Raw genomic sequence first — 25,044 nt, forward strand, 5'->3', positions numbered from 1 at the left:
CCGTTGAGCAGTCAATTCAGGACGGTTGAGGTAGCCTCTTGCTAAACCGACTCCGCCAATGTATATTTCACCTGGAATACCGATGGGTTGGGGTTGGAGGTGGGCATCGAGGATGTAGATTTGAGTGTTAGCGATCGCCCGACCGATAGTTGTATCTTTACTACCACTGACTTCAGCGATCGTCGACCAAACAGTTGTTTCCGTCAGCCCGTAAGCATTGAAGAAATGGCGATCGCTTGTCCAACGGGCTGCAATTTCCGGCGAACAAGTTTCCCCAGCAGAAATTAGAGTTTGCAGGGCAGGCAATTGAGCGGGTAATAAAGGCTTTAGTACGGCGGGCGGAAGGGTAGCATGGGTGATGGCGTGATATTTTAGATACGAAATCAACTCCGATCCTAGACGTGCTACTTCTGGCACTAGATATAGGGTTGCTCCTACTGCCCATGCCATGACAATCTCGAAGATAGAAGCATCAAAGCTAAGGGAGGCAAATTGGAGAATTCGATGCTCTGGTTTGAGATCGAAGGTGCGAATTTGCGCTTGGGCTAGATTGCACAGTCCGCCATGTTCGACTAAAACCCCTTTGGGGTGTCCGGTCGATCCTGAAGTGTAAATTATATAGGCAAGATTGGCGGCAGTTCCACCACTGTTTATGTTTTCCCCGCTCTGTTGAGCAATGATTTCCCAATCGCGGTCGAGGTAAACCGATCGGAGATCCCCCCAACTCCCCTTTCCAAGGGGGGCTAAGGATTGACGATCCCCCCAACCCCCCTTTCCAAGGGGGGCTAAGGATTGTTGTGTTAGTAGGATAGTTATTTGGGCATCCTCTAACATGAACTTGAGACGTTCTGAGGGATAGACGGGATCTAAAGGGACATAGGCTCCGCCAGCTTTCAGAATTCCTAAAATGCCCACCATCATCAAGAACGATCGCTCTACGCAAATACCAACTTTGACTTCTGGCGCAACTCCAAGTGTTTGCAAATAGCTGGCAAGTTGGTTGCTATGGTAGTTCAATTCTTGGTAAGTTAATTGCTCGTCTTTATAGACAACAGCGATCGCGTTTGGCGTTTTATCTGCCTGAGCTTCAAATAATTGATGAATGCACTGCAACGGGTAATCTTGCTGAGTAAGATTCCATTCCACTAATAGCTGCTGTCGTTCTACTACTGTCAAAATTGGTAAGTCTGCTAGTCGTCGATGTGGATCGGCAACAATTCCTTCGAGTAAGGTTTGAAAATGTCCTAGCATTCGGACGATCGTACTGCGATCGAATAGATCGGTACTGTAAATTATCTGCCCTTGCAATCCTGCAGGAGTTTGCCATAAATGAAACTCTAAATCTAATCTGCTCGTACCGCTGTCAAACTCAAACTGACTTAAAGCGAGTCCAGGTAATTCTAAAGCTGTAATCGGCGTGTTTTGCAGAGCGATCGCCACAGAGAACAAAGGATGTCGGCTCAAGTCGCGCTCTGGGCGCAACTCTTCCACTAACTTCTCGAAGGGTAAATCTTGATGTGCATAGGCTCCTAGCGTTACTTCCCGCACTCGTCCCAACAATTCCCAAAAGGTAAGATTGCCAGATAAATCTGTTCGCAGCACTAGGCTATTGACGAAAAAGCCGATTAATGGCTCTATTTCAGGGCGGTTACGGTTAGCTATGGGCGATCCAACAGCAATATCTTCTTGTCCGGTATAGCGATGTAGCAACGTTTGAAATGCTGCCAGCAAGGTCATAAATAGAGTTACGCCTGCTTGCTGACTGAAAGCTTCTAGGGACTGAGTGAGATTTTTTGATAGCTGAAAATTGTGTGTCGCACCTTTGTAGCTTTGAATGGGCGATCGCGCTCTGTCAGTGGGAAGATTTAAAACTGCAAGATCGGCTAACTGCGATCGCCAGTACGACAGTTGCGACTCTAGTACTTCCCCTTGCAACCACTCCTGCTGCCAGTGGGCAAAGTCAGCATATTGAATGGGCAAATCTGCTAGAGGAGAAGATTTATTACTACTAAAGGCAGTGTAGAGCGTGCCGAGTTCTCGTACCAGTACGCCGATCGACCAACCATCGGCAATAATATGGTGCAGATTCAATAATAGAATGCGTTCAAATGCATCTAATTGAAAAATTGTCAACCGTAATAGCAAATCTGCGCTCAGGTCAAAGGGGCGCTGAGATAGGGCGATCGCCTGTTGTCTTGCGGCTGCTTCGCGATCGCTTGCAGGTAAAGTACGTAAGTCTACAATAGCGAGAGGTACACTCACGCTCTCTACCACAACTTGATGCAGTTGTCCCTCTGACATTTCAAATCTTGTTCGCAAAACTTCGTGACGGCGCACGATTTCGTTAAATGTTTGCTCTAAGGCAGTAATGTTGAGGTGTCCGTGCAAGCGAATCGCAGCCGAGATGTTGTAGAAAGGATTTCCAGGCGCTAAGGCGTGAAGAAACCACAATCGCTGCTGGGCGAACGATGCCGGAAAGACAAATTCAGCGTTCGAGACAGGATTGGTATTCAACGATCGCCTTCCTCTGTATCGCGGTTGAGGGACGATCGCAAGCGACGATGAGCAGCGCGAGAAAGAGGAACAATCTGGGGCGTTTGTTGCGGCTGGTTGCTCTGTAAATGGGCGATCGCTTTGGCAAGTTGGGCGACTTGGGGTGACTCAAACACGTTGCGTAAAGGTAACTCTACACCGAATGCATCGCGGATACGGGAAGTTAGTTGAGTTGCTAGCAGCGAATGCCCCCCTAACTGGAAGAAGTTATCGTGAATCCCTACACGCTTGAGTCCTAGCAGTTCAGCCCAAATATTCGCAAGTTTCTGCTCGATGGGCGATCGCGGCGTGTCATCAGTCCCCCATCGCTGGATCGTGTCAGGCGCTGGAAGTGCGCGACGGTTGACTTTGCCATTCGGTGTCAGGGGTAGTGCTTCTAATACCACAAAGGCAGAAGGGATCGCGTACTGGGGCAAGCTTTGCTCTAAGTAACTTCGTAGTTGGGGAATCAGATGACGGGCAAACTGTGTCTGTAAAGGATCGTTTGCGTAAGTTTTCCAAGGACGAGTTAGATTCACTTGCTCTTGAAAAGGCAATATCGCACTATTTTTTGTGGTGGATTGATGCTGAAAGGTAACATCATAACATCCCGTATTATCTGCATTTGACCAACTCACGTCAACGGTATAGGGCAATTCTGCCACTAAATCCCACCAATCTTCCGGTTCAATACCCGATGTCACCTGCTCCAATGCTTCGCGCATTTTGCCTGCGGTTTTGGGTGCTTGCGTTCCTTCTACTAGCCATTGAGCCGTTTTAACTGCTCCTACGACACGGGCATTAGGAATTTTTGTAATACTCAGTGCTGCTGGCTTTTCAGCTAGTTGCTGGCGTACTTGGGCAAGATTTACATTGTCTTGAGTCCAATTCAGTTGGGACGATCCCCCCAACCCCCCTTGGAAAGGGGGGGATGAAGATCCCCCTAATTCCCCTTGGGAAGGGGGGAGCGAGGGGGGATCTGCCTCGATATGTAAAATTACGTTGTAGCGAAACTGAGTTAATTCATTACAATATCGACCGCGTGTGAGCTGAATTTGGATATGACTAATTCGTTCCAAGTGCTGTTTCAAGGCATGAAAGAAAGCAGGATCGATCGCCAGTTCCGTCTCCTGAAATATCGCCGTCTGTACCTGCTGTTGCAGATGCTCTCGACTTACGGTATTATCTGCCCGCTCCAATTGAACCGCAGCATGAAAAGCTGACAACAAGGGTAGACTCCGTACATCTCCAATAAAGACAAAGCCACCAGGGGCAACAGTGTAAATTGCTTGTTCCAGCACTTGCAGGAGATAATCTACGCTAGGAAAGTACTGCACGACCGAATTAAGAATCACTGCATCAAAGCTATTTGCCTCTAGACCTTCAAAGTTAGTTGCCATCCTCTGAAGTAACTTGACTTGAGGCAATGGTTGAGTTGCTAACTGTTGCTCGATGTATTCAATGGATGCAGATGAGAAATCAGTTCCCCAATACTGAGTACAGTGTGGCGCAATTTGAAACAGCAATAAACCCGTACCGCAACCAATTTCTAATACCCGCTGAGGCTGCAAACTCAAAATCTGCTGGGTGCGATCGCTTACCCATTGTTGCATTTGCTCTTTTGGAATTGGTCGGTCTGTATAGCTACTATTCCAGCCTATGATGTTGAAAGTAGCATCGTTATTTGTAGCAGGCTGATGATAAGTCTGGTCGTAAAGATTTTGCCATTGCTTAACCTGCTCCTCCTGCAAATTTGGGAGTTCCTGAGTGCTGTCCCGATTCAATACGATGTAGGCGACTATACGCTTATCTGTAGCATTCTCATGGGCGATCGCCACAGTCTCTCGCACTGTTGGGTGTTGAAGCAATAGTGTTTCTATTTCGCCTAATTCAATCCGAAATCCCCGAATTTTTACCTGATTATCGATGCGATCGACAAATTCAAGATTGCCATCGGAAAGATAGCGGGCGAGATCTCCGGTTTTGTAAAGGCGATCGGTAATTGGTAGTTGGTAATTGGTAATTGGTAATTGGTAATTGGGTTTTTTCTCCCTCTGCTCCCTTGCTTCCCTGCTCCCTGCTCCCTGCTCCCTGCTGCCTAAACAGACAAACCGTTCATCCGTCAACTGGGGACGATTTAAATAGCCCCGTGCTAACCCATCACCGCTAATGTACAATTCGCCAACTATTCCAATTGGTACGGGCTGGAGGTGAGAATCTAAAAGATAAATTTGGGTGTTAGAAATAGGACGACCAATGGATGGCTTGTTATCATTATTATCAGTAGCGCTTAACTGAGCAACTGTCGCCCAGATTGTTGCTTCTGTTGGTCCGTAGGCGTTAAAAAAGCGACGACCTACAGCCCATTGCTGCACGATTTCGTGTTTAACAGCTTCACCGCCAGAAATTACTGTTTGAAGAGTGGGCAGTTCTGCTGTTGGTAAAATTGCTAGAACCGCAGGGGGGAGAATAGTAGTATCGATCGCCTTGTCTTGCAAGAATTGAACTAGCTCGGCTCCAGGTAAACGGGCTGTTTTGGGTGGGATGTAAAGGCTAGCGCCAACCCCAAACGCTAGTAACATCTCAAAAACAGACGCATCAAAATTGAGGGAGCTAAATTGTAGAATCCGATTTTTTGGTTGTAGTTTGAATACTTGAATTTGAGCTTGGACGACATTACATAGTCCTCGATGCTCTACTAAAACTCCTTTCGGTTTTCCGGTCGAGCCAGAGGTGTAGATGACGTAAGCTAGGTTATTGGCTGTTACGTTGCTGTTGGGTGTTTCATCATCGTATGTGGCGATGGTTTTCCAGTCAGTATCTAGGCAGATTAAACGATCCCCCCAACTCTCCTGAAAAACGGGGGCTAACTCTGGTTCTTCGTTTCCAGGCTCAGTCCGATTCCCCCAACTCTCCTGAAAAAGGGGAGCTAAAGAACTCTGGGTTAGCACGATCGCCACTTGAGTATCGTCAAGCATGAACTTTAGGCGATCGCTGGGATAATTTGGATCGAGGGGAATATAAGCTCCGCCTGCTTTCCAAATGCCCAATATGCCTATTACCATTTCTAGAGAGCGATCGAGACAAATTCCTACTAAAGATTCAGAAGTAACGCCTAATTGTTGTAAATACTGTGCTAGTTGATTTGCCCGTCGATCCAATTCCTGGTAAGTTAGTTGCTCGTCTGCAAAAACAACCGCAGTAGCATCAGGCATTCTTGCTGCTTGTGCTTGAAATAATTGATGAATGCACAAATCTGGATAATCGCAGCTAGTTTGATTCCATGCCACCAATAGTTGATGGTATTCTGCTGCACTCAATAGGGGTAAGTTAGCGATGCGTGTATCGGGATTGGTAACTATGCCTTCTAACAATGCTTGGAAGTGAGCTAGCATTCGAGCGATCGTAGATGCATCAAATAAATCGGTGTTGTATGCTACGAAACCACTCAGTCCATCTACCGATCCTTCCCACAAATTATTCAACCCGCGATCGCACTCCCACAAATGCAACTCTAGATCGAATCGCGTGGTAGTCACGTCAAACTTCAACGGGTTCAACATTAACCCAGGTAACTCTAACGGTTGCATCGGGGCATTCTGAAGCGCAAAGACGACTTGAAACAAAGGGTTACGGCTCAAGTCGCGCTCTGGGTGCAACTCTTCTACTAACTTCTCAAAAGGTAAGTCTTGATGGGCATAGGCTCCTAATGTCACTTGTCGCACTCTTGTCAACAATTCCCGAAAGCTGGGGTTCTCGGAGAGATCGACACGCAGCACCAGGCTATTGACAAAAAAACCAATTAATGGCTCTAATTGGCTATGATTGCGGTTAGCTATGGGCGATCCAACGGCAATATCTTCTTGTCCGGTATAGCGATGTAGCAACGTTTGAAATGCTGCCAGCAAGGTCATAAACAGAGTTACGCCTGCTTGCTGACTTATGGCTTCTAGGGACTGGGTGAGAGTTTTTGATAACTTTAGGCTTTGTGTTGCACCGCGATAGGTTTGTACAGCAGGGCGGGTTCTATCAGTGGGAAGATTCAGGATCGGTAGATCTGCCAGATGCGATCGCCAGTAGGACAGTTGCGACTCCAATACTTGCCCTTGCAGCCATTGCCGTTGCCAATAGGCAAAATCGGCATACTGGATCGGCAATTCTGCTAATGGATAGGGTTTGCTTTCACTCTTAGCGGTGTAGAGTAATCCCAGTTCTCGCACCAGTACCCCCAGCGACCAACCATCGGCAACAATGTGGTGCAGATTTAGCAACAGGACGTATTCAGCTGCATCTAACTGCAACAATTTCACTCGTAGTAGCAGATCGGTGGCTAGGTTAAATGGCTGTTGGGCTTCTTCTGTAGCGATTTGCTCGGCTGTGAGTTGTCGTTCGTTTGGGGGTAAATGCCGCAAATCCACAACAGGCAGAGATAAATTGACTTTTTGGGCAACGATCTGAACTGGTTGCCCATCCAGCTTGACGAAGTTGGTACGCAAGGCTTCGTGACGATCGACGATCGCCCCAAAAGCTTGCTTCAAAGCTACATAGTCAAGTTTCCCTTGCAGCCGAACTGAAAAAGGTATGTTGTAAAAAGGGTTGTTAGGTACTAAGCGATCCAAAAACCACAATCGCTGCTGAGCGAATGACAGAGGTAGGGAGCGATGGTCGCGTAGCGTTTGCGAAGCATGGTCGAAGAGCATACCGCCTTCGGCATCGCGCGATATTCTTACCAACTGAGGAGAGCGATCGATTTGAGCATTTGCCTGGTGCAACAGGGCGATCAGCTCAGATTTGCGATCGACAATTTTTGCCCGTAACTGGGGAGATAATACCCCTTCAGGAGCGTTACAGCGCAAGCTTTCTCCCTTAACGAAAAGCTGAATATCTAAAGAGCGTAGGTAGGCTAAGAACTCAATACTTGTCAAAATTCTACCTCCTCGCGATTTTGAGCGGATGTCTCAGCCTCAGCCGTTTGTACCAGATCCGCCCCACGGAGCGTATCAATATATTGCGCGATCGCCACAATCGTTGGTGTTTCAAATAGAACTCCCAGTGGCACTTCTACCCCAAGGCGATCGCGTATTCGGGAAACTAATTGCGTGGCTAAGAGCGAATGTCCGCCCAACTCAAAAAAATCGTCGCTTATACCTACTTGTCGTCCCAAAGTTTCCGCCCAAAGCTGCGCTAACTGAGCTTCAACCGACGTTCGCGGTGCAAGGGTTGGTAGATCGACAGAAGTAAAATCGGGTGAGGGAAGTGCCTGCCGATCTACTTTGCCGTTAGGTGTTAGTGGCAAAGCCTTCAAGACTACAAAAGCGGAAGGCAGCATGTAATTTGGCAGTTTTGTTTTGAGGAAGCTGCGCAGATCGCCGATCCCCCCTAACCCCTTTTTCTCAAGAAGGAATTCGCTAGCCCCCCTTAAAAAGGGGGGTTGGGGGGATCTCTTCGTGTTTGGGACAATGTAAGCAACCAAACGGCGATCGCTACTCCCATCCTCCCGCACCACAACAACAGTTTCTTCTACACTCGGATACTGCTTCAAGACTGTTTCAATCTCGCCCAACTCAATCCGAAAACCCCGCAACTTAATTTGCGCGTCAGTACGACCAACAAATTCGAGATTACCATCGGGAAGATAGCGGGCGAGATCTCCGGTTTTGTACAAGCGGGTATCGGTAATTGGTAATTGGTAATTGGTAATTGAGTGGTGCGTGTTTTTTTGCTTCCTCAGCTCCCTCAGCTTCCTCAGCTCTCTTCCTCCCGACTCCCTGCTCCCTTGGCAAATAAATCGTTCAGCCGTCAACTGAGGACGATTCAAATATCCTCGTGCTAATCCATCGCCACCAATGTAAATTTCTCCGGTAACGCCAATAGGTACGGGTTTTAGATGAGTGTCCAGCAGGTAGACTTGGGTATTGGCAACGGGACGACCGATCGGAATTGATGTTGCTGCTTCTGCTACGTCTCGCACTTCATACCAGGAAGTAAATGTAGTGTTTTCAGTCGGTCCATATACGTGCAGCAAATGTGCGGGTGCGCCGTGCTGCTTGACTGCTTTTACCCACCTGACATCAACTGCTTCACCCCCAAATAGCAAGTAGCGCAGCGAACGAAAACAGTCGGGTACTTCTCGCGCCATTTGATTGAATAAAGCGGTTGTCAAAAACAGGATGCTAATTTCCTGCTGTCGAATCTCTTGAGCAAACTTTTGGGGAGAAAGCATGACTTTGCGATCGCACCCCACTAATTGCGCTCCATTTAGCAGTGCGCCCCAAATCTCAAAGGTTGCTGCATCAAATGACAGATTGGCACATTGAGCGACTTTATCCCCAGGTTCTAAGGTGATGTAGTTGGTGTTGCATACTAATCTATTTACGGCTCGATGAGTTACTGCTACGCCCTTTGGGGTTCCCGTCGAGCCAGAAGTATAAATTACGTAGGCAAGGCGATCTACGGTTGTTCGATCGCTTGGGTTCTGCTCGCTTTCTTGCGCGATCGCTTCCCAATCCTTTTCTAAACAAACAACTTTTAAATTTCGATCCCCCCAACTGAGCTTAAAAAGGGGGGCTAATGCTTGTTGCGTCACTAGTACAGATACTTGAGCATCTTCCAACATGAACTGCAACCGTTCGGGGGGATAAGTTGGATCTAGAGGAACGTAAGCTGCTCCGGCTTTGAGGATACCTAGCAAAGAAGCGATCGCCATTGGAGAAGGTTCCATGCAGATACCTACCAGCGTTTCGCAACCTACACCTAGTTTTCGCAAATAATGTGCCAGTTGGTTGCTACCACTATTCAACTCATGATAGGTATATTGTCTATCGCCAAAACTTACTGCAATAGCATTTGGACTTTGTTCTACCTGAAGTTCAAACAATTGGTGAATGCCGCGTTCTGGATAACTACGTCCAGTTTGATTCCACTCTACTAATTGATGCTGCTCTGCGGCGCTCAAAATCGGTAGATCTGCTAAATTTGTGTCGGGATCGGTAACTACTCCAGTTAATAACATTTGGAAATGAGTTAGCATCCGGGCGATCGCACTTGGCTCAAACAGCTCGGTGTTGTAAACTAAAACACCACGCAATCCTTCCGACTGCTGCCACCCGTCGCCCCACAAACTCCTAAAGTTTTCGGCGCACTCCCATAGATAAAACTCTAGATCGAACCGAGCGGTTGTTGTTTCCACTTTGAAGGAAGAGAGCGAGAGCTTTGGTAGCGTTAGCTGTTCTATAGGTGCGTTTTGCAGCGCAAATACCACTTGAAACAATGGGTTGCGGCTTCCTTGACGTTCTGGATGCAACTCTTCCACTAACTTCTCAAAGGGTGAATCTTGATGAGCGTAGGCTTCTACCGTCACCTGTCGCACTCTAGCCAGCAACTCGCGAAAGCTGGGATTACCTGAGAGATCGGTTCGTAGAACTAAACTATTGGCAAAAAAGCCAATTAAATCCTCTAATTCCCGCCGATTGCGATTGGCAATTGGCGATCCTACAGCTATATCGGTCTGTCCTGTATAGCGATATAACAAGACTTGGAACGCTGCTAGTAATGTCATGAACAGCGTTACGCCTTCTTGATGACTCAGTGCCAAAAGTGCTTGAGATAAGTCTTGTGGCAACTCTAGTAACTTAATTGCTCCCCGATCGCCTCGTTCTTTTGGACGGCAACGATTGCTCTCGAACTCTAGAACGGATAAATTGTGTAACTGCGATCGCCAGTAAGATAGTTGCGATTCTAGCACTTCCCCTTGCAACCATTGTCGTTGCCAGTGGGCAAAGTCAGCATATTGAATTGACAGTTCGGGCAAAGGGGAAGGTTTACCCGTACTAAAAGCAGAGTAGAGTAATTCTAATTCTCGAATTAGGATCGCGATCGACCACTCATCAAAAACGATGTGGTGCAGATTGATGACCAAAACATACTCTGACTCGTCTAGTTGTAGCAGCGTTACTCGCAGCAGAGAACCTCGATCCAGGTTAAAAGGCTGCTGGATCTCCCGCGCGATCGCCTGTTGCGCTGCTGCTTCTCGTTCGCTTGCAGGCAACTGCTGTAAATCGGATATCTTAAGAAATACCTTTGAATGGGACGTAATTAGTTGTACGGGTTGCCCCTCTTGCACTCCGAAGTTGGTACGCAATATTTCGTGACGGCGGACAATTTCATTAAAGCTTTCTTCCAACGCTTTTAAGTCAAGCACGCCCGATAGACGAACCGTCGTCGGCACATTATAGAATGAAGTACCAGGAAATAGGCGATCGAGAAACCAAAGCCGTTGTTGTGCAAACGATGCCGGAAAAACAAAGACTTCCTCAGAAATGTTATCGAGCGATTCTATTGAAGTCATTGACGAATCTGCCTGCGCGATCGGCTGACTCTATCTAACAAAGATGGAGTATAAAATTTATCTGCACTGAGATAGAGATAGAGTGATTTCATGCAGCTTCTTTAACAAAAGCTATCATGCCTGCAAGAATACGCGCTCAAATGTAACGGGAGAAACGGAGCTTGAGAGATAAAATTGCTATGTGATAATAACTATCTCTATGGTATGTGGTACGCACCAAGTTACTTGCTGAGAATGGGAAGCAATTTATTTGCCGAGGATCGCGTCCATATGGAACCAACACAACTAAGCCAAGAACTGCGTAAAGGACAAAGCCCCGATATGACTCGTCGGCGCTGGATTATTGGTTTATCTACAGTGGGCGGTGCGATGGGACAACTTGTTACACTCTACCAAACTGGAGTCGTTAGCCATTTACCCGATCCTCCAGGACAGCAGCTTTTTGATGCAGACCGCGTAGATGCTTCTAATTATGCCTACAGTCGCTTCAATTCGCCCGATGGACCCCTGATGACACTTAATTACGCCCTCACAGCCTGGATAGCTTCTGCTGGGGGTATAGACCGCGCCAGACGCAATCCTATATTACCGATCGCAATGGGCGTTAAGCTCTTATTCGATGGAGTTCTTTCGCTCGAACTAGCGCGGGAAGAATGGAATGAGAACAAGGCACTTTGTGAATATTGCCAGGTAGCAACATTTTGTTCGCTTGTATCGATAATACTTGCCGCACCAGAAGTTATGGCTGCTACTCGAACTCTACTCGGTCGTCGCGAGGATGTAAAAGCAAGTAACACGCGATAATTTGTCATTGGTCATCGGTCATTGGTCAATCTTGACTTTCGACTTTTGACTTTTGACTTTCGACTTTTGTTAACTTAATACACTACATTGACCTTGATGCCGCAGTAAATGATCGCATAGTACTAAAGCTACCATTGCCTCTACCATCGGTACAGCTCTGGGCAACACGCAGGGATCGTGTCTACCTTTGGCTGCTAATAGTGTCTCTTCCCCTGCATTTGTGACTGTCTTTTGTTCCTTCCGAATTGTCGCTGTTGGTTTAAAAGCAATTCGCAAAATAATATTCTCGCCGTTAGAAATTCCTCCTTGTACCCCACCAGAACGGTTGGTAACAGTGCGAATTTCTCCATTTTCATCTGTATAGTATTCGTCGTTGTGTTCGCTACCTGTCATCAGAGTTCCCGCAAACCCAGAGCCAATTTCAAAGCCTTTGGTAGCGGGTAAAGACATGACAGCTTTCGCTAAATCTGCTTCTAGTTTGTCAAATACTGGAGAACCCAAACCTTTAGGTACGTTGCGCGTTACGCACTCGACAACACCACCGACAGAATCGCCTTGTCTGCCAATCTGCTCGATCAATTCAATCATGCGATCGGCACATTCGGGGTCGGGACAGCGGACAATGTTACTTTCTACCTGTTCTAGAGTTACGCTGCTGGGATCGACAACGCCTTCTATGTCTTTGATGCGCTTAACATAAGCAACAACTTCTACCCCAGCAACTTGATGTAAGATTTTTTTAGCGATCGCCCCTGCTGCAACTCTGCCAATTGTCTCTCTAGCTGAAGAACGTCCCCCGCCTTGCCAGTTACGAATCCCGTATTTAGCATCATAGGTAGCATCGGCATGGGAAGGGCGATACTTTTGTTGCATCTCGTCATAATCTTGGGGACGGGTATCTTTGTTGCGCACCAAAATCGAGATTGGTGTCCCTAGTGTTTTTCCCTCAAATATCCCCGACAAAATTTCGCAGCTATCAGCTTCTTTACGGGGTGTCGTAATTTTACTTTGCCCTGGTCGCCTGCGATCGAGTTCCCACTGAATTTCCTCCACGGAAATCTCCAAGCGTGGTGGACATCCATCAATGACGACTCCCACACCGCCACCGTGCGATTCGCCAAAAGTCGTCACCCGAAATAAATGTCCGAAGGTATTGCCCATGATGCTGTGTTGTGAGGAACTGTTGATTTTTGTATCACATTCTGAAGCTTTAGATGTAGGGGATTTTTTTCAGTTATCAGCGATCGGTGATTAGTGGCTGGTGACTGGTGACTAGATGAAGACTCAGATGCTAGCCACTAGCCACTACTCACTACTCACTAACTTGCGCTAATATGTCAGCGCGAGTTGACGGGGAGAGCGAAATGAGACGAAACCGCGATTTTGGGCAGGTACTAAAGGCTATTTGGCAGACACTATCTCTATCGGGGCTTTTGGCTATTACAATTTGGGCAATGACGCGACCTAGTTGGGTGTTACGCGACAATCGACAAGTGGCGATCGAAGGTAACAGTTTGTTATCTAAGCCAGTTATTCTTTCGCGCCTCGCTCTAGCATATCCTCAATCGCTGCTGCAAATTTCGCCAATGGCGATCGCTCAAACTTTGGAATCCTACCCTCCAATTGCTGATGCTAAGGTGGCTCGCCGACTCTTTCCTCCTAGTTTAGTCGTCCAAGTGCAAGAACGCACGCCTGTAGCTGTAGCGATCGCCCGTTTGATTCCCAATAGTTCCACACCCTACTCCAAAGCATCTGTTGGCTTTCTCGACTCGCGGGGCGCGTGGATTCCATTTGAATCTTACCCTGCCCAAGTTCGGCAGCGTCTTAAGCCTCAATTAAAAGTTTTGGGTTCGCCAGAGACTTATCGCGCTTACTGGAGTTCCCTTTATCAAAAAATCGGTCAAAGTGGAATTGAAGTTTTGGAAATTGATTGTCAAGATCCAAGCAATCTCATTCTCAAAACTGAATTAGGAACCGTCCACCTCGGTCCTTACAGCGAACGATTAACCAAACAACTTCATGTTTTGGCTCAAATGAGTCCGATTTCAACTCAAATTAATTCTCGCCAAATTGACTATATAGACTTGAAAAATCCTGCCGCTCCTTTAGTACAAATGTATCAAAAAGAAACTGAAGAAAGCCCAGTCCAGAACGTACCGACAAATCCAAAAATAATCAAAAGTAATCTACAGTAATTTCCACTTTTATGAGATGATTTGATGCTATATATTAGAAGTTTTTTAAACATGTATGAAATATGTATAAACAACTTAAATATATTTGGACATCCTCTGTAATTATACTGAGGTAAATTGGAGTCATCGACAAGCTTATTGTAACTTGTCAGTAGAATCACGCTTGAATGTACATGGGTGCAGGCATTACCTTGCTTGCGGAGTAGCGCAAGTTGCAGCACCTATGTCAGAAAATCACTTAAGTATTAGAATTCCCACCACAGAGATGTCTATATTGGAGCAATACTGCAAAAAGCACCAAAGAACCAAAACTGATGTCATTCGCGAGTTTATTCGCTCGCTGTCACAAAATGTATCGATCAGATAGGGGCAAGTATGAAAAAGATTGATTTTACTGGCTAGAGTTCAGTCATTCCACCGCGATCGCGGTGGAATAACTGGATTTTTTTACAAAAAGGTAAGGAAAAAATTTGCTGATATCAGCAAAATCTCCGAAAAAACTTCGATTTTGTTAAAAAATTAAGAAATACAAGCATTGCATTCGGTTTATTGCTCAATCGCGTAAAAATATACGGTGTTATTTACCATTTGTTCTAGACAAAGGAGACAGCTTTAGAGATGCCAACAATTGCCGCAGCCTCAGTTAAAACAACTTTGCAGCGAGAAATCAGCAGTCGCAATTGCTTTGTATCAGATCGAGCAGTTTATACAGAACAATTTCAAGTTAACTATAGTGCATCCAATTATCTAATCTCTTTAAAACAGCAGTAGGCTCGCCCGTTCGCTGCCAAAGTCAGGTTAGCATCGATGCCTTAACTGAAATTGCCGAGGATAAGCCATAGGAAAAAAACCTATAGTGAACTCTTATCCAAATTGTCACGCTTAAAAAAAGTTGTTCGTACACACCTAGATTCCAATGACACTTAACAGTAAAATAGACGTTACCCTTAAAACCTCCCAATCTCCAGGGCGGTCGGATTTTCCATTAGGCATGAATTCGACTGGGGACTTCAACAGTACAGGGCTGCATCTCGGACAAAACTACATCAGGGAAGTTGCTACTGGGGAGGACAACTTGAGCGATAGCAATATTCTTCCGAGTCGGGTAGCGAATATCAAAGTAATCGGTGTCGGTGGCGGTGGTGGCAATGCTGTCAATCGAATGATTGAGAGTGGGGTTACTGGTGTAGAGTTTTGGTCAATTAATACTGATGCCCAGGCGCTGACCCATAGCGCCGCACCTAGAAAGCTACAGATCGGGCAAAAGCTGACGCGAGGACTAGGAGCAGGTGGCAATCCAGCAATGGGAGAGAAAGCGGCAGAGGAGTCGCGAGATGAAATTGCTAACGCTATAGGAGAAGCAGACCTAGTATTTATCACCGCTGGAATGGGAGGCGGTACTGGTACAGGTGCGGCACCAACTGTGGCGGAAATCGCCAAGGAAAAGGGTATTTTAACTGTAGGCGTTGTCACCCGTCCTTTTGGTTTTGAAGGTCGTCGCCGTGCTAACCAAGCCCACCAAGGGATAGACGCACTGAAAGACCGAGTTGATACGATGATTCTGATCCCCAACGATAAACTGCTATCGGTGATCTCCGAGCAGACCGCGTTGCGAGATGCGTTTCTGACTGCTGATGAAGTTCTGCGTCAAGGGGTACAAGGAATCTCCGATATTATCACGATCCCTGGGTTAGTGAATGTAGATTTTGCCGACGTGAAAGCAGTCATGGCAGATGCAGGATCGGCACTAATGGGGATCGGCACCGGCTCTGGTAAAACCCGTGCTAGAGAAGCAGCAAACGCAGCTATTTCTTCTCCTTTACTAGAGTCGTCAATTGAAGGAGCAAAAGGAGTCGTCATTAATATTACTGGTGGCAGCGATATGACGCTGCATGAGGTGAATATGGCAGCAGATACGATTTATGAAGTCGTCGATCCCAATGCTAATATCATTTTTGGTGCAGTGATTGATGACAAACTACAAGGGGAAATGAAAATCACTGTCATTGCTACCGGATTCAATCAGGCTGATTCTGAACCAACTACCCCGACTCCAGGTATACCAATTGCTAAAAAATCCCCAACAGCAGCAGCGCCGTCAACGCCATCAGCTAATGACAACAAAGAAAAACCTGGCTTGGATATTCCCGAGTTTTTGCAACGGCGGCGACCTTCACGTTGATCGGAAGCGCGATTGTTTTTCTATGGAGCGAATATATTCTTCTTGGTAGGGGCGCAAGCTGTGCGCCCCTATCGGCGTGGCGTTTCAGGAAACTACATCTACAATTTAATTGGTTCGATCGCCAAAGTTTCCCCAGCAGCAGGTAGAAGTAATTGAGTTTTAGAGCCAGAAGCTGCTAGGCGATCGCTAAATTCTTCTACACTACCAATCGATCGAATTAACATCGGTAAAATTCCCCGAGCTTCGATCTCGCCTAAAGATGTAGGAACGAAAACGCGGGGATGCAAAGTTTGAATCAAATGCATTGCCTCTGTCGATCCCATAATCACCTGTCCCAGCAGTGGAAATACCTGTCCGATAATCGGGGCGATCGCTACATCTAGCCTACCTTGAAATTGAGCTGTAACTTTCTCGGACTGGAACCAATGAGGCTCGTAGTAAACTGTTTCCCCACTCTCCACGTCTTTGAGGAAATAGCCATTTTCTACTTGACCTTGAATTGGTGCGCCTGTAACGGCGGTGATTCTCAACTTGCCAAAAGTATTAGTTTGTCCCGGTATCAGAGAACGAACGTCAGTGTAACCCAAGCTCTTGACGATTTTCGCTGCTGTAGGCGAACCTACCACCGGAATCTGACGATCTAATTGTTCTAACGTGGGTTTGTGGCAGTGATCGTCCAACCCTTGAGAAATTAAAATTAAATCTATGTTTGGCAGCGTAGTCGGGTTGTATGCTGGTGGCTTGAGATGAGTCGCGGAAAATAGCCAAGGTTGCCCATAAAAAACTAGCGGATCGATCAGCCACGGATCGATCAGCACTCTCAGCCCAGCAATTTCTAATAACCAGCTATTTAAATCGATTCTAGTCAGTTTCATACTTCATAGTTATCAGTTATCAGTTATCAGTTATCAATTATTAAACGCTGCTAACTAACAATCAATTACCAACAACCACTACGATCGCTGACTAGTGAATTCCGAATTCCGAATTCCGAATTCTTCACGCTCGCTTTGTTATCAGCTTCGGCAAGTCACTGGGCGAAATGGCGTTTTTGACTAAATTAGCAAGTTCTTGTAACTGACTAATTGCCTCTGCACCCTCCAACTTCATGAGTTCGCGATCGTCTCTCATTTCAGTCCAGGTAATGCCGTAATCGGACACCAAAAACCGAATCAGATGATTATCTGCCAAACTGACCATAAATGAGGCACTGCTCATTTGTCCGCCGCAAGTATAACAAGACGCAGGATATCCCCGCCGCTCTAGTACAATCGCCAAGGCTTGGAGGTTCATTACCAGATCTTGGACGTATTGTCGGTGTTGCTCTGCCAATCTCAGAAACACTTTTTTCCTCCAAACACCACATCTAATTGTAAACCTTTTTCATTTTTTTTAGAATTTCTTTAGATTTTTGCTGCAATTTGACGATCGCAATAAGAGATTGTAACATTTCTTTGCGATCGAATTCATCTGCCTCCTAGACGTACCGAATAGGTTAAAGTAAAAGCGCCGTTCCTACGGTATTGAAACAATCTGTTTTAGAAAAATTCCAGATTGAATTATCTAATTTATGCCTGCAACTTCCAAAAAATAGACGCAATAGCTGTTAGAAACTAGGCAAGACTTCGCGAGCGATCGTAAAGAAATAAATTATGAAAAGTATAAGGACAACTTAAGTATTTAGCTCGATCTAGCTGAATACTCTAGCTGTCCTCTTAATATCTCTGAATTCAGTTGTTTCACTCCTCGGTCTCAGGAGTGAGTTACTACTTGTATTCTAATCAACAGTTTGCCACCAACCAAAGGCGGGTCCAATAAATCGAATTGTGACCCAGGAAGCAACTAATAGTCCAATACCAATCCAACTAATGCGGGTACTCCACTGCGTAAGTTTCTGTGCTTGACTCTTAGTCACGGGAAGCCAGGGAAAGATTTGTGCTTCTTGACCGTACTTATCTCCCAACGCAGCTTTACGACGCTTTGCTTCTCCCATAATCTACTTCCATTCCAAGCTGTAAACCCCTTATTTCTGAATCATATCGTATGTTAGAAGCCAGAACTCAGAAGTCAGAAGTCAGAAGAAATAAATCCAAATTGTTACCACTCCCGACTACGCGGTTCCGATGCGGAGGACACCTCCGCCTCCACCCGCTTCCCGACTCCCTAATCTTTTGCAAACAAACTAGCATCTAAATAATTACATCTAGCGGCAGGGCTAAGAGCTGCAAGTACCTGCTGTCCGTAACTGCGGTGTAATACGCGACTATCTAGTAAAGCTACGACTCCTTGACGATCGCGCATAGGCGCGATCGCCCGTTGTAATTGATTTAAAGCCGCAGGTAATAGATAAAGGGCAAACCAGTCTTGACGCGATCGCTTATAGTATTCGACTCGACCCGCCACAATTGGATGCTCTAGAGATGGTATGGGTAATGTTGTAATAATCGTGAGTTGCGGTACTGGCAAGATACCTTGATGCTGCTGCCAAAAGTCCCAACCGCTGACGAGAATGCTATTCTCATCCAAACTCATTTTTTCTACCTGTACCCGTGAACCAAACTCTGCGGCTAATTGCGCCCCGATTTGCTGTTTTAAAGGCAAATCACCAACTAAAATCATTGTTAATCCTGGCGATACCGTCGCACCAATCAAAGCATAAATTTCTCGCATCAAAGCGGGTTGATATTGGGGGGTATTGGGTAAAGGAAAGCGTTCTGGCGTGTAGAGTTGAATTGATTCGTTGTGGCGATCGCCAGCAAACTTCAAACAAGTCAGTTCTTCTGGTAAACCCAAGCGCTTGCGATAAGTCGTAGCCTCTGTTTCTCGATCTAAGGCACTACCCATGAAGACTACAGGTTGTCGAGTCCAAATTGGTGCAAGAGCCGAAGCCACCTCTGCGGGAGCGCAGTAGAGTGAAAATAAGCCTTGAGAGCGGTTTAGGCTCATCCACAGCAAGCAGTCTGGTGTTTGCGATCGCTGTTGGAACAAATACCAATTCTTCGGTAAAGAGAGAGAATTCGGGAGTTGGGAAGCAGCGGGCGGCGAAGCGTCTTCGCCGACATTAGCTGCGTAGTCGGGAATCGGGAGTCGGAAGTCAGAATTCAATGCTACCTTGTCTCCCTTGTCTCCCTTGTCTTCCTTATCTCCTAGCCTAGTAAACAGGCTTTCCAGAATATCCCGCTCTGCTGGGGAGACGAGATAGCACTCGTATGGGTTGGCTGGATGTCGGAAGACGGCTTTTGTCAGTTGGACTCGCGCTTCCCGAATCACTTCCGCCCGATCGGGATAAGCCAGCATCAATTCGTCCCAATTACCAGGATGAATGCTAACAGTTAGTTGCGATCGCGCCCAGTCTTCTAAATCGTCCACCCCATCAATTAGTGTCGGAATGTTGGGCGGAAAATCGCCCGTTCCCGCCCATTGAGCTTGCAGCCAAGCCGCAGGGGTAATGAGTAAAATACCTTGAAAATCGGGATGAATCCAGCGATCGCCGACGATAATACTTTTATTCGTTTGCAGCCATTGCTGTAGAGGCGGAATTTCTACTCGCAACAGACGCTGTTGCACTTCCTCTGTTGCTACTATGACCGCCGGAGATTGCCAAAGTAGAGCTGGCGCTAGATAGCTCAGGCGATAACGTCCCTGATAGCCGCAACCAGCACCCACCTGAATCAAAGCACTACGTCCGAGCCGCAAAGCTCTAGCTACGAGTCGCGCCATCGTCAAATGATGCGACCATGCAGCCTCCGCCTGCGATCGCAGGAAGTTATGCAGGGAATAATGTACCTCTACTTCAATCACTGACTTCTAATTCTCTACCTAGCGCGAAGTTATCATCCCGATTCCAGTCCTATTATGTATTTGTTAGCTGCTTGTTGTCTGTTCTCCAACGACTGGATTGAAGGTTTTACCCTCAGAGTCTTTTATTTTACTAACTTTTGAGGGGCGAGGAGCGAGGAGCGAAGAGGGTAGGGTGTAGGGTGTGGGGGAGCCAGTGCGGTGCGGAGGTGGCGCGATCGCGGACTTCGTCGCCCGCCGTTGAAGCAACTGGCGTTGTGGGGTGTAGCGATCGGCTAGTTGTAGCTTTTAACTTTTAACTTTTAACTTTTGACTTCTTAACTATGCCAACTTATCCAGACATTTCTTGCGAAACTTTTCGCCATCCGCTCGATCGGCAAGCGGAACAAGCCTTACGGAGTTTACCAGGTTTTGATTTGGTAGCGACACAATTCATCAAATTTTTCTACGAACGCCCCCAAATGGTCTATCACATGGGCAACAGCATTCAAGTGGGAGCGCGCCAGTATTCTAGCGTCTACCAAATTTTTCGCGAATGCGTTCGAGATTTAGATATTTCTCCAGAACCAGTTTTGTTCGTGTCTCAAACTCCCGTCGTCAATGCCTATGCTCTCGGTCAGGAGGAGCCTAATATCGTTCTCAACACTGGACTGTTGGATCTATTGAATCCTACAGAAATTCGCACGGTGATAGCACACGAATTAGGACATCTCAAATGCGGTCATACAATTTTGATTCAAATGGCAACTTGGGTGATTTCCACGGCTAACTATATTGGAGCTAGAACTCTAGGTTTGGGGAATTTAGTCAGTAGTGGATTGATCTTTGCCTTCTACGAATGGAAGCGAAAAGCCGAGTTATCAGCAGATCGAGCAGCCTTGATGGTGATGGACGATCTTAAACCAGTCATGCAAACGATGATGAAGCTAGCTGGGGGTAGCATTCAGTACGGTCATGAATGCAGTTTAGACGAGTTTATCCGGCAAGCAGAAAGATTCCAAGAACTCGACCAAGATAGCTTGAACCAAGTTTATAAATTTCTGCTTTACAATAACTTTCCCCAAAACTTGTTTCTAACGCATCCATTTGCGGTAGAACGGATAACTTATCTGCAACAATGGGCAAATTCTGCCGAATATCGTCAAATTCGCCAAGGCAACTATTCGCGATCGCCTGCTCAAAACGCAGTTAACGTCCAAACAGAATCATCCCCATCTGCCGCAACAGAGGATTTACGCCGTCAAATTGAAGAACTACAACGCGAGATCGATCGAATCAAGAAGAGGGGTGAGGAGTGAGGAGTGAGGAGTGAGGGAGACAAGGGAAACAAGGAAGACAAGGGAGATAAGGAAGAGATAGCTAATGACAAATGACAAATGACGAATGACAAATTCTTTATAATCAAAGATTGCGTCCCTTTATCAGTGCATTCCCTTTAGGAAAGTAGTCATGGCAGAAGAAGATATCCGTGCCACGCGGTTAGAGAAAGTCGAGCAGTTGCGGCAGTTGGGTTTAAATCCCTATGCTTATCGTTGGGAATCTACCCACCATGCAGCTCAATTACAAGAAAAGTATGCCGACTTACCCAATGGGGAAGAGGTAGAAATAGAGGTGGCGATCGCGGGTAGAATCATCGCGCGCCGCGTTTTTGGCAAACTGGCTTTCTTCGGCTTGCAAGACGAGACTGGCACGATCCAGCTGTATTTAGATAAAAAAAGAATCGATACTACGATGGCAGAGATCGATCCAGATGCCTTCAATCATCTGAAGCAACTGACAGACGCAGGGGATATTTTAGGCGCAAAAGGGACGATCAAACGCACGGAAAAGGGTGAATTATCGGTTTTTGTTAACCAATACGCTATTCTTACCAAGTCTTTACTTCCCTTGCCCGATAAGTGGCATGGCTTGACTGATGTAGCTAAGCGCTATCGTCAGCGTTACGTAGATTTAATCGTCAATCCAGAAGTCCGGCAAACTTTTCGCCGTCGCGCTCAAATTACGGCAGGAATTCGCCGCTTTTTGGAGCAGCAGGGTTTTATTGAAATTGAAACTCCTGTACTACAAGCAGAAGCAGGCGGGGCTGATGCTCGTCCCTTCATCACGCATCACAACACCCTAGAAATGGATTTGTATCTGCGGATTGCCACGGAACTCCATCTCAAGCGGTTGGTCGTGGGTGGATTTGAGAAAGTATTTGAATTGGGGCGCATTTTTCGGAACGAGGGCGTTTCTACCCGCCACAACCCAGAATTTACTTCGATTGAAATTTACCAAGCCTACGCCGATTATCACGACGTGATGCAGTTGGTGGAAAATATCATCACTACTGTGACACGGGAAGCTTTACGCACGCTGCAAATCACCTATCAAGACGAGGCGATCGATCTCACACCTCCTTGGCGCAGGGTGACGATGCACGATCTCGTACAGGAGAAAACAGGATTAGACTTTCATGCTTTCTCAAGTTTAGATGAGGCAAAGGCAGCGGCGAAACAAGCGGGAATTCAAGCAGTTGAGGAATGTACTTCGATTGGAAAACTCTTGAATGAGGCGTTTGAACAAACTTGTGAAGCCACGCTGATTCAACCTACATATGTCATCGATTATCCAGTGGAAATTTCGCCACTTTCCAAGCCTCACCGCTCGAAGCCTGGTTTGGTAGAGCGATTTGAGTTATTCGTCGCTGGGCGTGAAACCGCCAACGGATTTTCTGAGTTGAGCGATCCGATCGATCAAAGACAGCGATTAGAAGCACAAGCAGCCCGTAAAGCAGCTGGAGATTTAGAAGCACAGGGAGTAGACGAAGACTTTCTCACAGCTTTAGAGTACGGCTTGCCACCTACTGGTGGTGTAGGCATCGGGATCGATCGCCTAGTGATGCTCTTAACTGATTGTGCCAGTATTCGGGATGCGATCGCCTTTCCTTTACTGAAACCAGAAGCAAGCGAATAGGGAGTTGTAGGGGCGGGTTTTTACAGGATATCCCTGAAACAACCCAGAATTGAGCGAATAAACCCGCCCGTACAGAAGTCGGGAGTCGGGGAAGAGAGCTGAGGGAGAATTTAATTCCGAATTCCGAATTCCGAATTTCTCTACTGTTCCATCAAGCTTAAAAAAACCTCTTCCAGCGTAGGACTGACTTTGCGAACTTCTTCTACTTCTACTCCAGCTTGGACTAACATTTTGACGATGGGAGCAGAACTGATGAGTTGATGTAGGGAGATAGTTAAGCGATCGCTCTCATTGTTAATTTTAGAAATGTCAATCTCAGCAATGAGCGGTTGAGACTCTAGCCAATCGAGCGCATTTGCTGTAAATCCACGTCCGATAATTTCTAGTTTGGGATTGCCAGCTTGCGATCGCAACCGATCGGGATGTCCTACTGCTAAAAGTTTACCTTGACGAATCACGCCGACTTGCTGACACAATTTTTCGGCTTCTGCCAAGTTGTGAGTCGTTAAGAATACTGTCACTCCTTCCTGCGCTACCATTTCCTGAATGTTGTCGCGCAAAGCAGCAGCAGCGACGGGATCGAGTCCGATGGTGGGTTCGTCGAGAAAGATTAATGGCGGAGAATGTAACATCGCCCGAGCGATCGCGAGTTTTTGTTTCATGCCCCGACTCCATTCTCCTACTCTTTGATGGCGGCGCTGCCACAAACCCATGTGTGAAAGTAATTCTTGAATCCGCGATCGCCTTTTGGCTGTGGGAATGCGCCAAGCCCGAGCGTAAAATTCTAAGTTATCTTCTGCGCTGAGTCGTTCGTAAAGTCCTGGGTGTTCTAGCAAAGCACCCGTGCGCTGGCGAATGGCATGGGAGTGGGTACGGCAATCGAAACCCAGTACCTCAGCTTGACCAGCCGTTGGCTCTAAAATTCCTAGTAGAAGCCTAATTGTTGTAGTTTTACCAGAACCATTCGCCCCCAAAAAGCCAAACACAATTCCTTGCGGGACTTCCAGCGATAAGTTGTCCAAAGCCGTAACATTACCAAAACTCCGACATAGTTGAGCAGTCCGAATTGCATTAGCACTCATGTCAAGCTGCTGTATGGTGCTGCTCTAGGGTACTGTAAAAATTTGTTGTTGGTCATTGGTGAGTGGCTAGTGACTAGTGGCTAGTGACTAGAAAAGAGTTCAGCCACTAGCCACCAGTCACCAGTCACCAGTCACTGATAACCGATAACCAATTTGCAAAGTGTCACTCGCTACTGTTTTCCCCTAGAGGAGTAGCCTAAACTAAAGTTGTGTGTGAGGAGTGGTATTAAAGAAAAAGCTCTTGGGGTCGAAACACGGCAAGACTCCCAAGAGCTTTTTCTATTTTGGTGCTTCAGATAATGCTGCTACTTAACTTGTGCCACTTAGTAAGAGCGATCGCGAAGTCTTCATCGGTTTTCTAGCCACCAGCCACCAGCCACTAGTCACTGATAACTGCTCACTGGTAACTGGTCATTGGTAGCTGATAAATGCTCGATTTTGGTTCCCAACAACTTGAGAAATTCTGCTAACCAGTTAGGATGAGCTAGCCATGCGGGTGCTGTAACCAAGTTACCATCCACCATCGCCTCGTCTGGAGGAATGTGAACGTATAAACCGCCAGTTTTCATCACGTCGGGTCCGCAGGCTGGGTATGCAGTGCAACTCTTACCTTGTAATACATCGGCTGCTGCTAGGACTTGTAAGCCGTGACAAATTGCCGCAATTGGTTTGTTGGTTTGGGCAAAGTGGCGTGCAATATCCAAAACTTTTTGATTTAGACGGATGTATTCTGGCGCTCTACCGCCTGGTATAACTAAAGCGTCGTAGTTTTCGGCTTTAACTTCATCGAAGGAGGCGTTTAAGGCAAAGTTATGTCCTGGCTTCTCACTGTAAGTTTGGTCGCCTTCAAAATCGTGTATTGCCGTGCGTACCTTTTCCCCTGCTGTTTTATCAGGACAGACAGCATGAACTGTATGTCCTACCATCTGTAGCGCCTGGAATGGAACCATGACTTCATAATCTTCTACGTAGTCACCAACCAGCATCAAAATTTTTTTCGCCGTCATTGGTTTAGTCCTCCATTATGAGTTGGTAATTGGTAATTGGTAATTGGTAATTCGTCGTCGAGCGTACCAATTTACCTCATGTGTAACTTTTTTCTTAACTTCTAACTCATTGGGGTTGGAAGATCGGAGAACTGCGACACTC

The 25,044-nt window shown here is 46.6% G+C and carries 15 protein-coding genes; 5 read left to right on the forward strand and 10 right to left on the reverse strand.

Translation table 11 applies throughout. From position 1 onward, the window contains the following. From C7Y66_RS10340 to C7Y66_RS10350, 3 genes are all read right to left on the reverse strand, one after another. A partial coding sequence (locus C7Y66_RS10340) for an amino acid adenylation domain-containing protein (protein WP_106545514.1) occupies positions 1-2,514 on the reverse strand: 2,514 nt, incomplete at its 3' end. Further along, positions 2,511-7,457: a non-ribosomal peptide synthetase gene (locus C7Y66_RS33250; protein ID WP_106545515.1), complete on the reverse strand. Its 4,947-nt coding sequence runs from the start codon at positions 7,455-7,457 to the stop codon at positions 2,511-2,513. The genes C7Y66_RS33250 and C7Y66_RS10340, both read right to left, overlap by 4 nt. Continuing rightward, positions 7,454-10,879, reverse strand: a complete 3,426-nt coding sequence (locus C7Y66_RS10350; RefSeq protein ID WP_106545516.1) for a non-ribosomal peptide synthetase — start codon at positions 10,877-10,879, stop codon at positions 7,454-7,456. The genes C7Y66_RS33250 and C7Y66_RS10350 overlap by 4 nt, the downstream gene beginning before the upstream one ends. A gap of 270 nt (positions 10,880-11,149) precedes the next feature. Here C7Y66_RS10350 and C7Y66_RS10355 point away from each other — a divergent pair, with 270 nt between their 5' ends. Further along, positions 11,150-11,683: a vitamin K epoxide reductase family protein gene (locus C7Y66_RS10355; RefSeq protein ID WP_106168098.1), complete on the forward strand. Its 534-nt coding sequence runs from the start codon at positions 11,150-11,152 to the stop codon at positions 11,681-11,683. Between the two features lie 69 nt (positions 11,684-11,752). Here the strand turns inward: C7Y66_RS10355 and aroC are convergent, their stop codons facing one another. Continuing rightward, positions 11,753-12,844, reverse strand: a complete 1,092-nt coding sequence (gene aroC / locus C7Y66_RS10360; protein ID WP_106545517.1) for a chorismate synthase — start codon at positions 12,842-12,844, stop codon at positions 11,753-11,755. Between the two features lie 203 nt (positions 12,845-13,047). Here aroC and C7Y66_RS10365 point away from each other — a divergent pair, with 203 nt between their 5' ends. Together C7Y66_RS10365 and ftsZ are read left to right on the forward strand one after the other, a co-directional pair. Beyond that, positions 13,048-13,878: a cell division protein FtsQ/DivIB gene (locus C7Y66_RS10365; protein WP_106545537.1), complete on the forward strand. Its 831-nt coding sequence runs from the start codon at positions 13,048-13,050 to the stop codon at positions 13,876-13,878. 916 nt (positions 13,879-14,794) lie between these two features. Then, positions 14,795-16,060 (forward strand): cell division protein FtsZ, encoded by a 1,266-nt coding sequence (gene ftsZ / locus C7Y66_RS10375; RefSeq protein ID WP_106545518.1) that lies wholly within the window; start codon positions 14,795-14,797, stop codon positions 16,058-16,060. Positions 16,061-16,158: 98 nt separating this feature from the next. Here ftsZ and C7Y66_RS10380 read toward each other — a convergent pair whose 3' ends face one another. The 4 genes from C7Y66_RS10380 to C7Y66_RS10395 form a co-directional block, all read right to left on the reverse strand. Then, positions 16,159-16,935: an MBL fold metallo-hydrolase gene (locus C7Y66_RS10380; protein ID WP_106545519.1), complete on the reverse strand. Its 777-nt coding sequence runs from the start codon at positions 16,933-16,935 to the stop codon at positions 16,159-16,161. Between the two features lie 124 nt (positions 16,936-17,059). Beyond that, on the reverse strand, positions 17,060-17,404 hold the full coding sequence (locus C7Y66_RS10385; protein ID WP_106545520.1) for a DUF1815 family protein: 345 nt from the start codon (positions 17,402-17,404) through the stop codon (positions 17,060-17,062). Between the two features lie 433 nt (positions 17,405-17,837). Next, positions 17,838-18,053, reverse strand: a complete 216-nt coding sequence (locus C7Y66_RS10390; RefSeq protein ID WP_015154612.1) for a DUF2839 domain-containing protein — start codon at positions 18,051-18,053, stop codon at positions 17,838-17,840. Positions 18,054-18,223: 170 nt separating this feature from the next. Beyond that, complete coding sequence (locus C7Y66_RS10395; protein ID WP_015154613.1) at positions 18,224-19,861, reverse strand: helicase C-terminal domain-containing protein; 1,638 nt, start codon at positions 19,859-19,861, stop codon at positions 18,224-18,226. Positions 19,862-20,181: 320 nt separating this feature from the next. On the opposite strand from C7Y66_RS10395, the gene C7Y66_RS10400 reads away from it, so the two are divergent. Together C7Y66_RS10400 and lysS are read left to right on the forward strand one after the other, a co-directional pair. Further along, positions 20,182-21,156 (forward strand): M48 family metallopeptidase, encoded by a 975-nt coding sequence (locus tag C7Y66_RS10400; RefSeq protein ID WP_106216057.1) that lies wholly within the window; start codon positions 20,182-20,184, stop codon positions 21,154-21,156. Between the two features lie 151 nt (positions 21,157-21,307). After that, the gene (gene lysS / locus C7Y66_RS10405) at positions 21,308-22,813 is read left to right on the forward strand and encodes a lysine--tRNA ligase (RefSeq protein ID WP_106545521.1); all 1,506 of its coding nucleotides are present in this window, start codon (positions 21,308-21,310) and stop codon (positions 22,811-22,813) included. Between the two features lie 140 nt (positions 22,814-22,953). Here the strand turns inward: lysS and C7Y66_RS10410 are convergent, their stop codons facing one another. Continuing rightward, positions 22,954-23,895, reverse strand: coding sequence for an ABC transporter ATP-binding protein (locus tag C7Y66_RS10410; RefSeq protein WP_106545522.1), 942 nt, complete (start codon positions 23,893-23,895; stop codon positions 22,954-22,956). Positions 23,896-24,278: 383 nt separating this feature from the next. Further along, on the reverse strand, positions 24,279-24,902 hold the full coding sequence (locus tag C7Y66_RS10415; RefSeq protein ID WP_106216058.1) for a DJ-1/PfpI family protein: 624 nt from the start codon (positions 24,900-24,902) through the stop codon (positions 24,279-24,281). Positions 24,903-25,044: the final 142 nt, after the last annotated feature.

It is taken from the genome of Chroococcidiopsis sp. CCALA 051 (assembly GCF_003015105.1).
In the GTDB taxonomy this organism is placed as follows: domain Bacteria; phylum Cyanobacteriota; class Cyanobacteriia; order Cyanobacteriales; family Chroococcidiopsidaceae; genus Chroococcidiopsis; species Chroococcidiopsis thermalis.

Bases quoted from the DNA above. Each gene is read 5' to 3' on its own strand.
- aroC (WP_106545517.1), bottom strand. From the start codon at position 12,844: ATGGGCAATACCTTCGGACATTTATTTCGGGTGACGACTTTTGGCGAA.
- C7Y66_RS10350 (WP_106545516.1), bottom strand. From the start codon at position 10,879: ATGACTTCAATAGAATCGCTCGATAACATTTCTGAGGAAGTCTTTGTT.
- C7Y66_RS10380 (WP_106545519.1), bottom strand. From the start codon at position 16,935: ATGAAACTGACTAGAATCGATTTAAATAGCTGGTTATTAGAAATTGCT.
- ftsZ (WP_106545518.1), top strand. From the start codon at position 14,795: ATGACACTTAACAGTAAAATAGACGTTACCCTTAAAACCTCCCAATCT.
- C7Y66_RS10410 (WP_106545522.1), bottom strand. From the start codon at position 23,895: ATGAGTGCTAATGCAATTCGGACTGCTCAACTATGTCGGAGTTTTGGT.
- C7Y66_RS10365 (WP_106545537.1), top strand. From the start codon at position 13,048: ATGAGACGAAACCGCGATTTTGGGCAGGTACTAAAGGCTATTTGGCAG.
- C7Y66_RS10355 (WP_106168098.1), top strand. From the start codon at position 11,150: ATGGAACCAACACAACTAAGCCAAGAACTGCGTAAAGGACAAAGCCCC.
- C7Y66_RS10400 (WP_106216057.1), top strand. From the start codon at position 20,182: ATGCCAACTTATCCAGACATTTCTTGCGAAACTTTTCGCCATCCGCTC.
- lysS (WP_106545521.1), top strand. From the start codon at position 21,308: ATGGCAGAAGAAGATATCCGTGCCACGCGGTTAGAGAAAGTCGAGCAG.
- C7Y66_RS10390 (WP_015154612.1), bottom strand. From the start codon at position 18,053: ATGGGAGAAGCAAAGCGTCGTAAAGCTGCGTTGGGAGATAAGTACGGT.
- C7Y66_RS10415 (WP_106216058.1), bottom strand. From the start codon at position 24,902: ATGACGGCGAAAAAAATTTTGATGCTGGTTGGTGACTACGTAGAAGAT.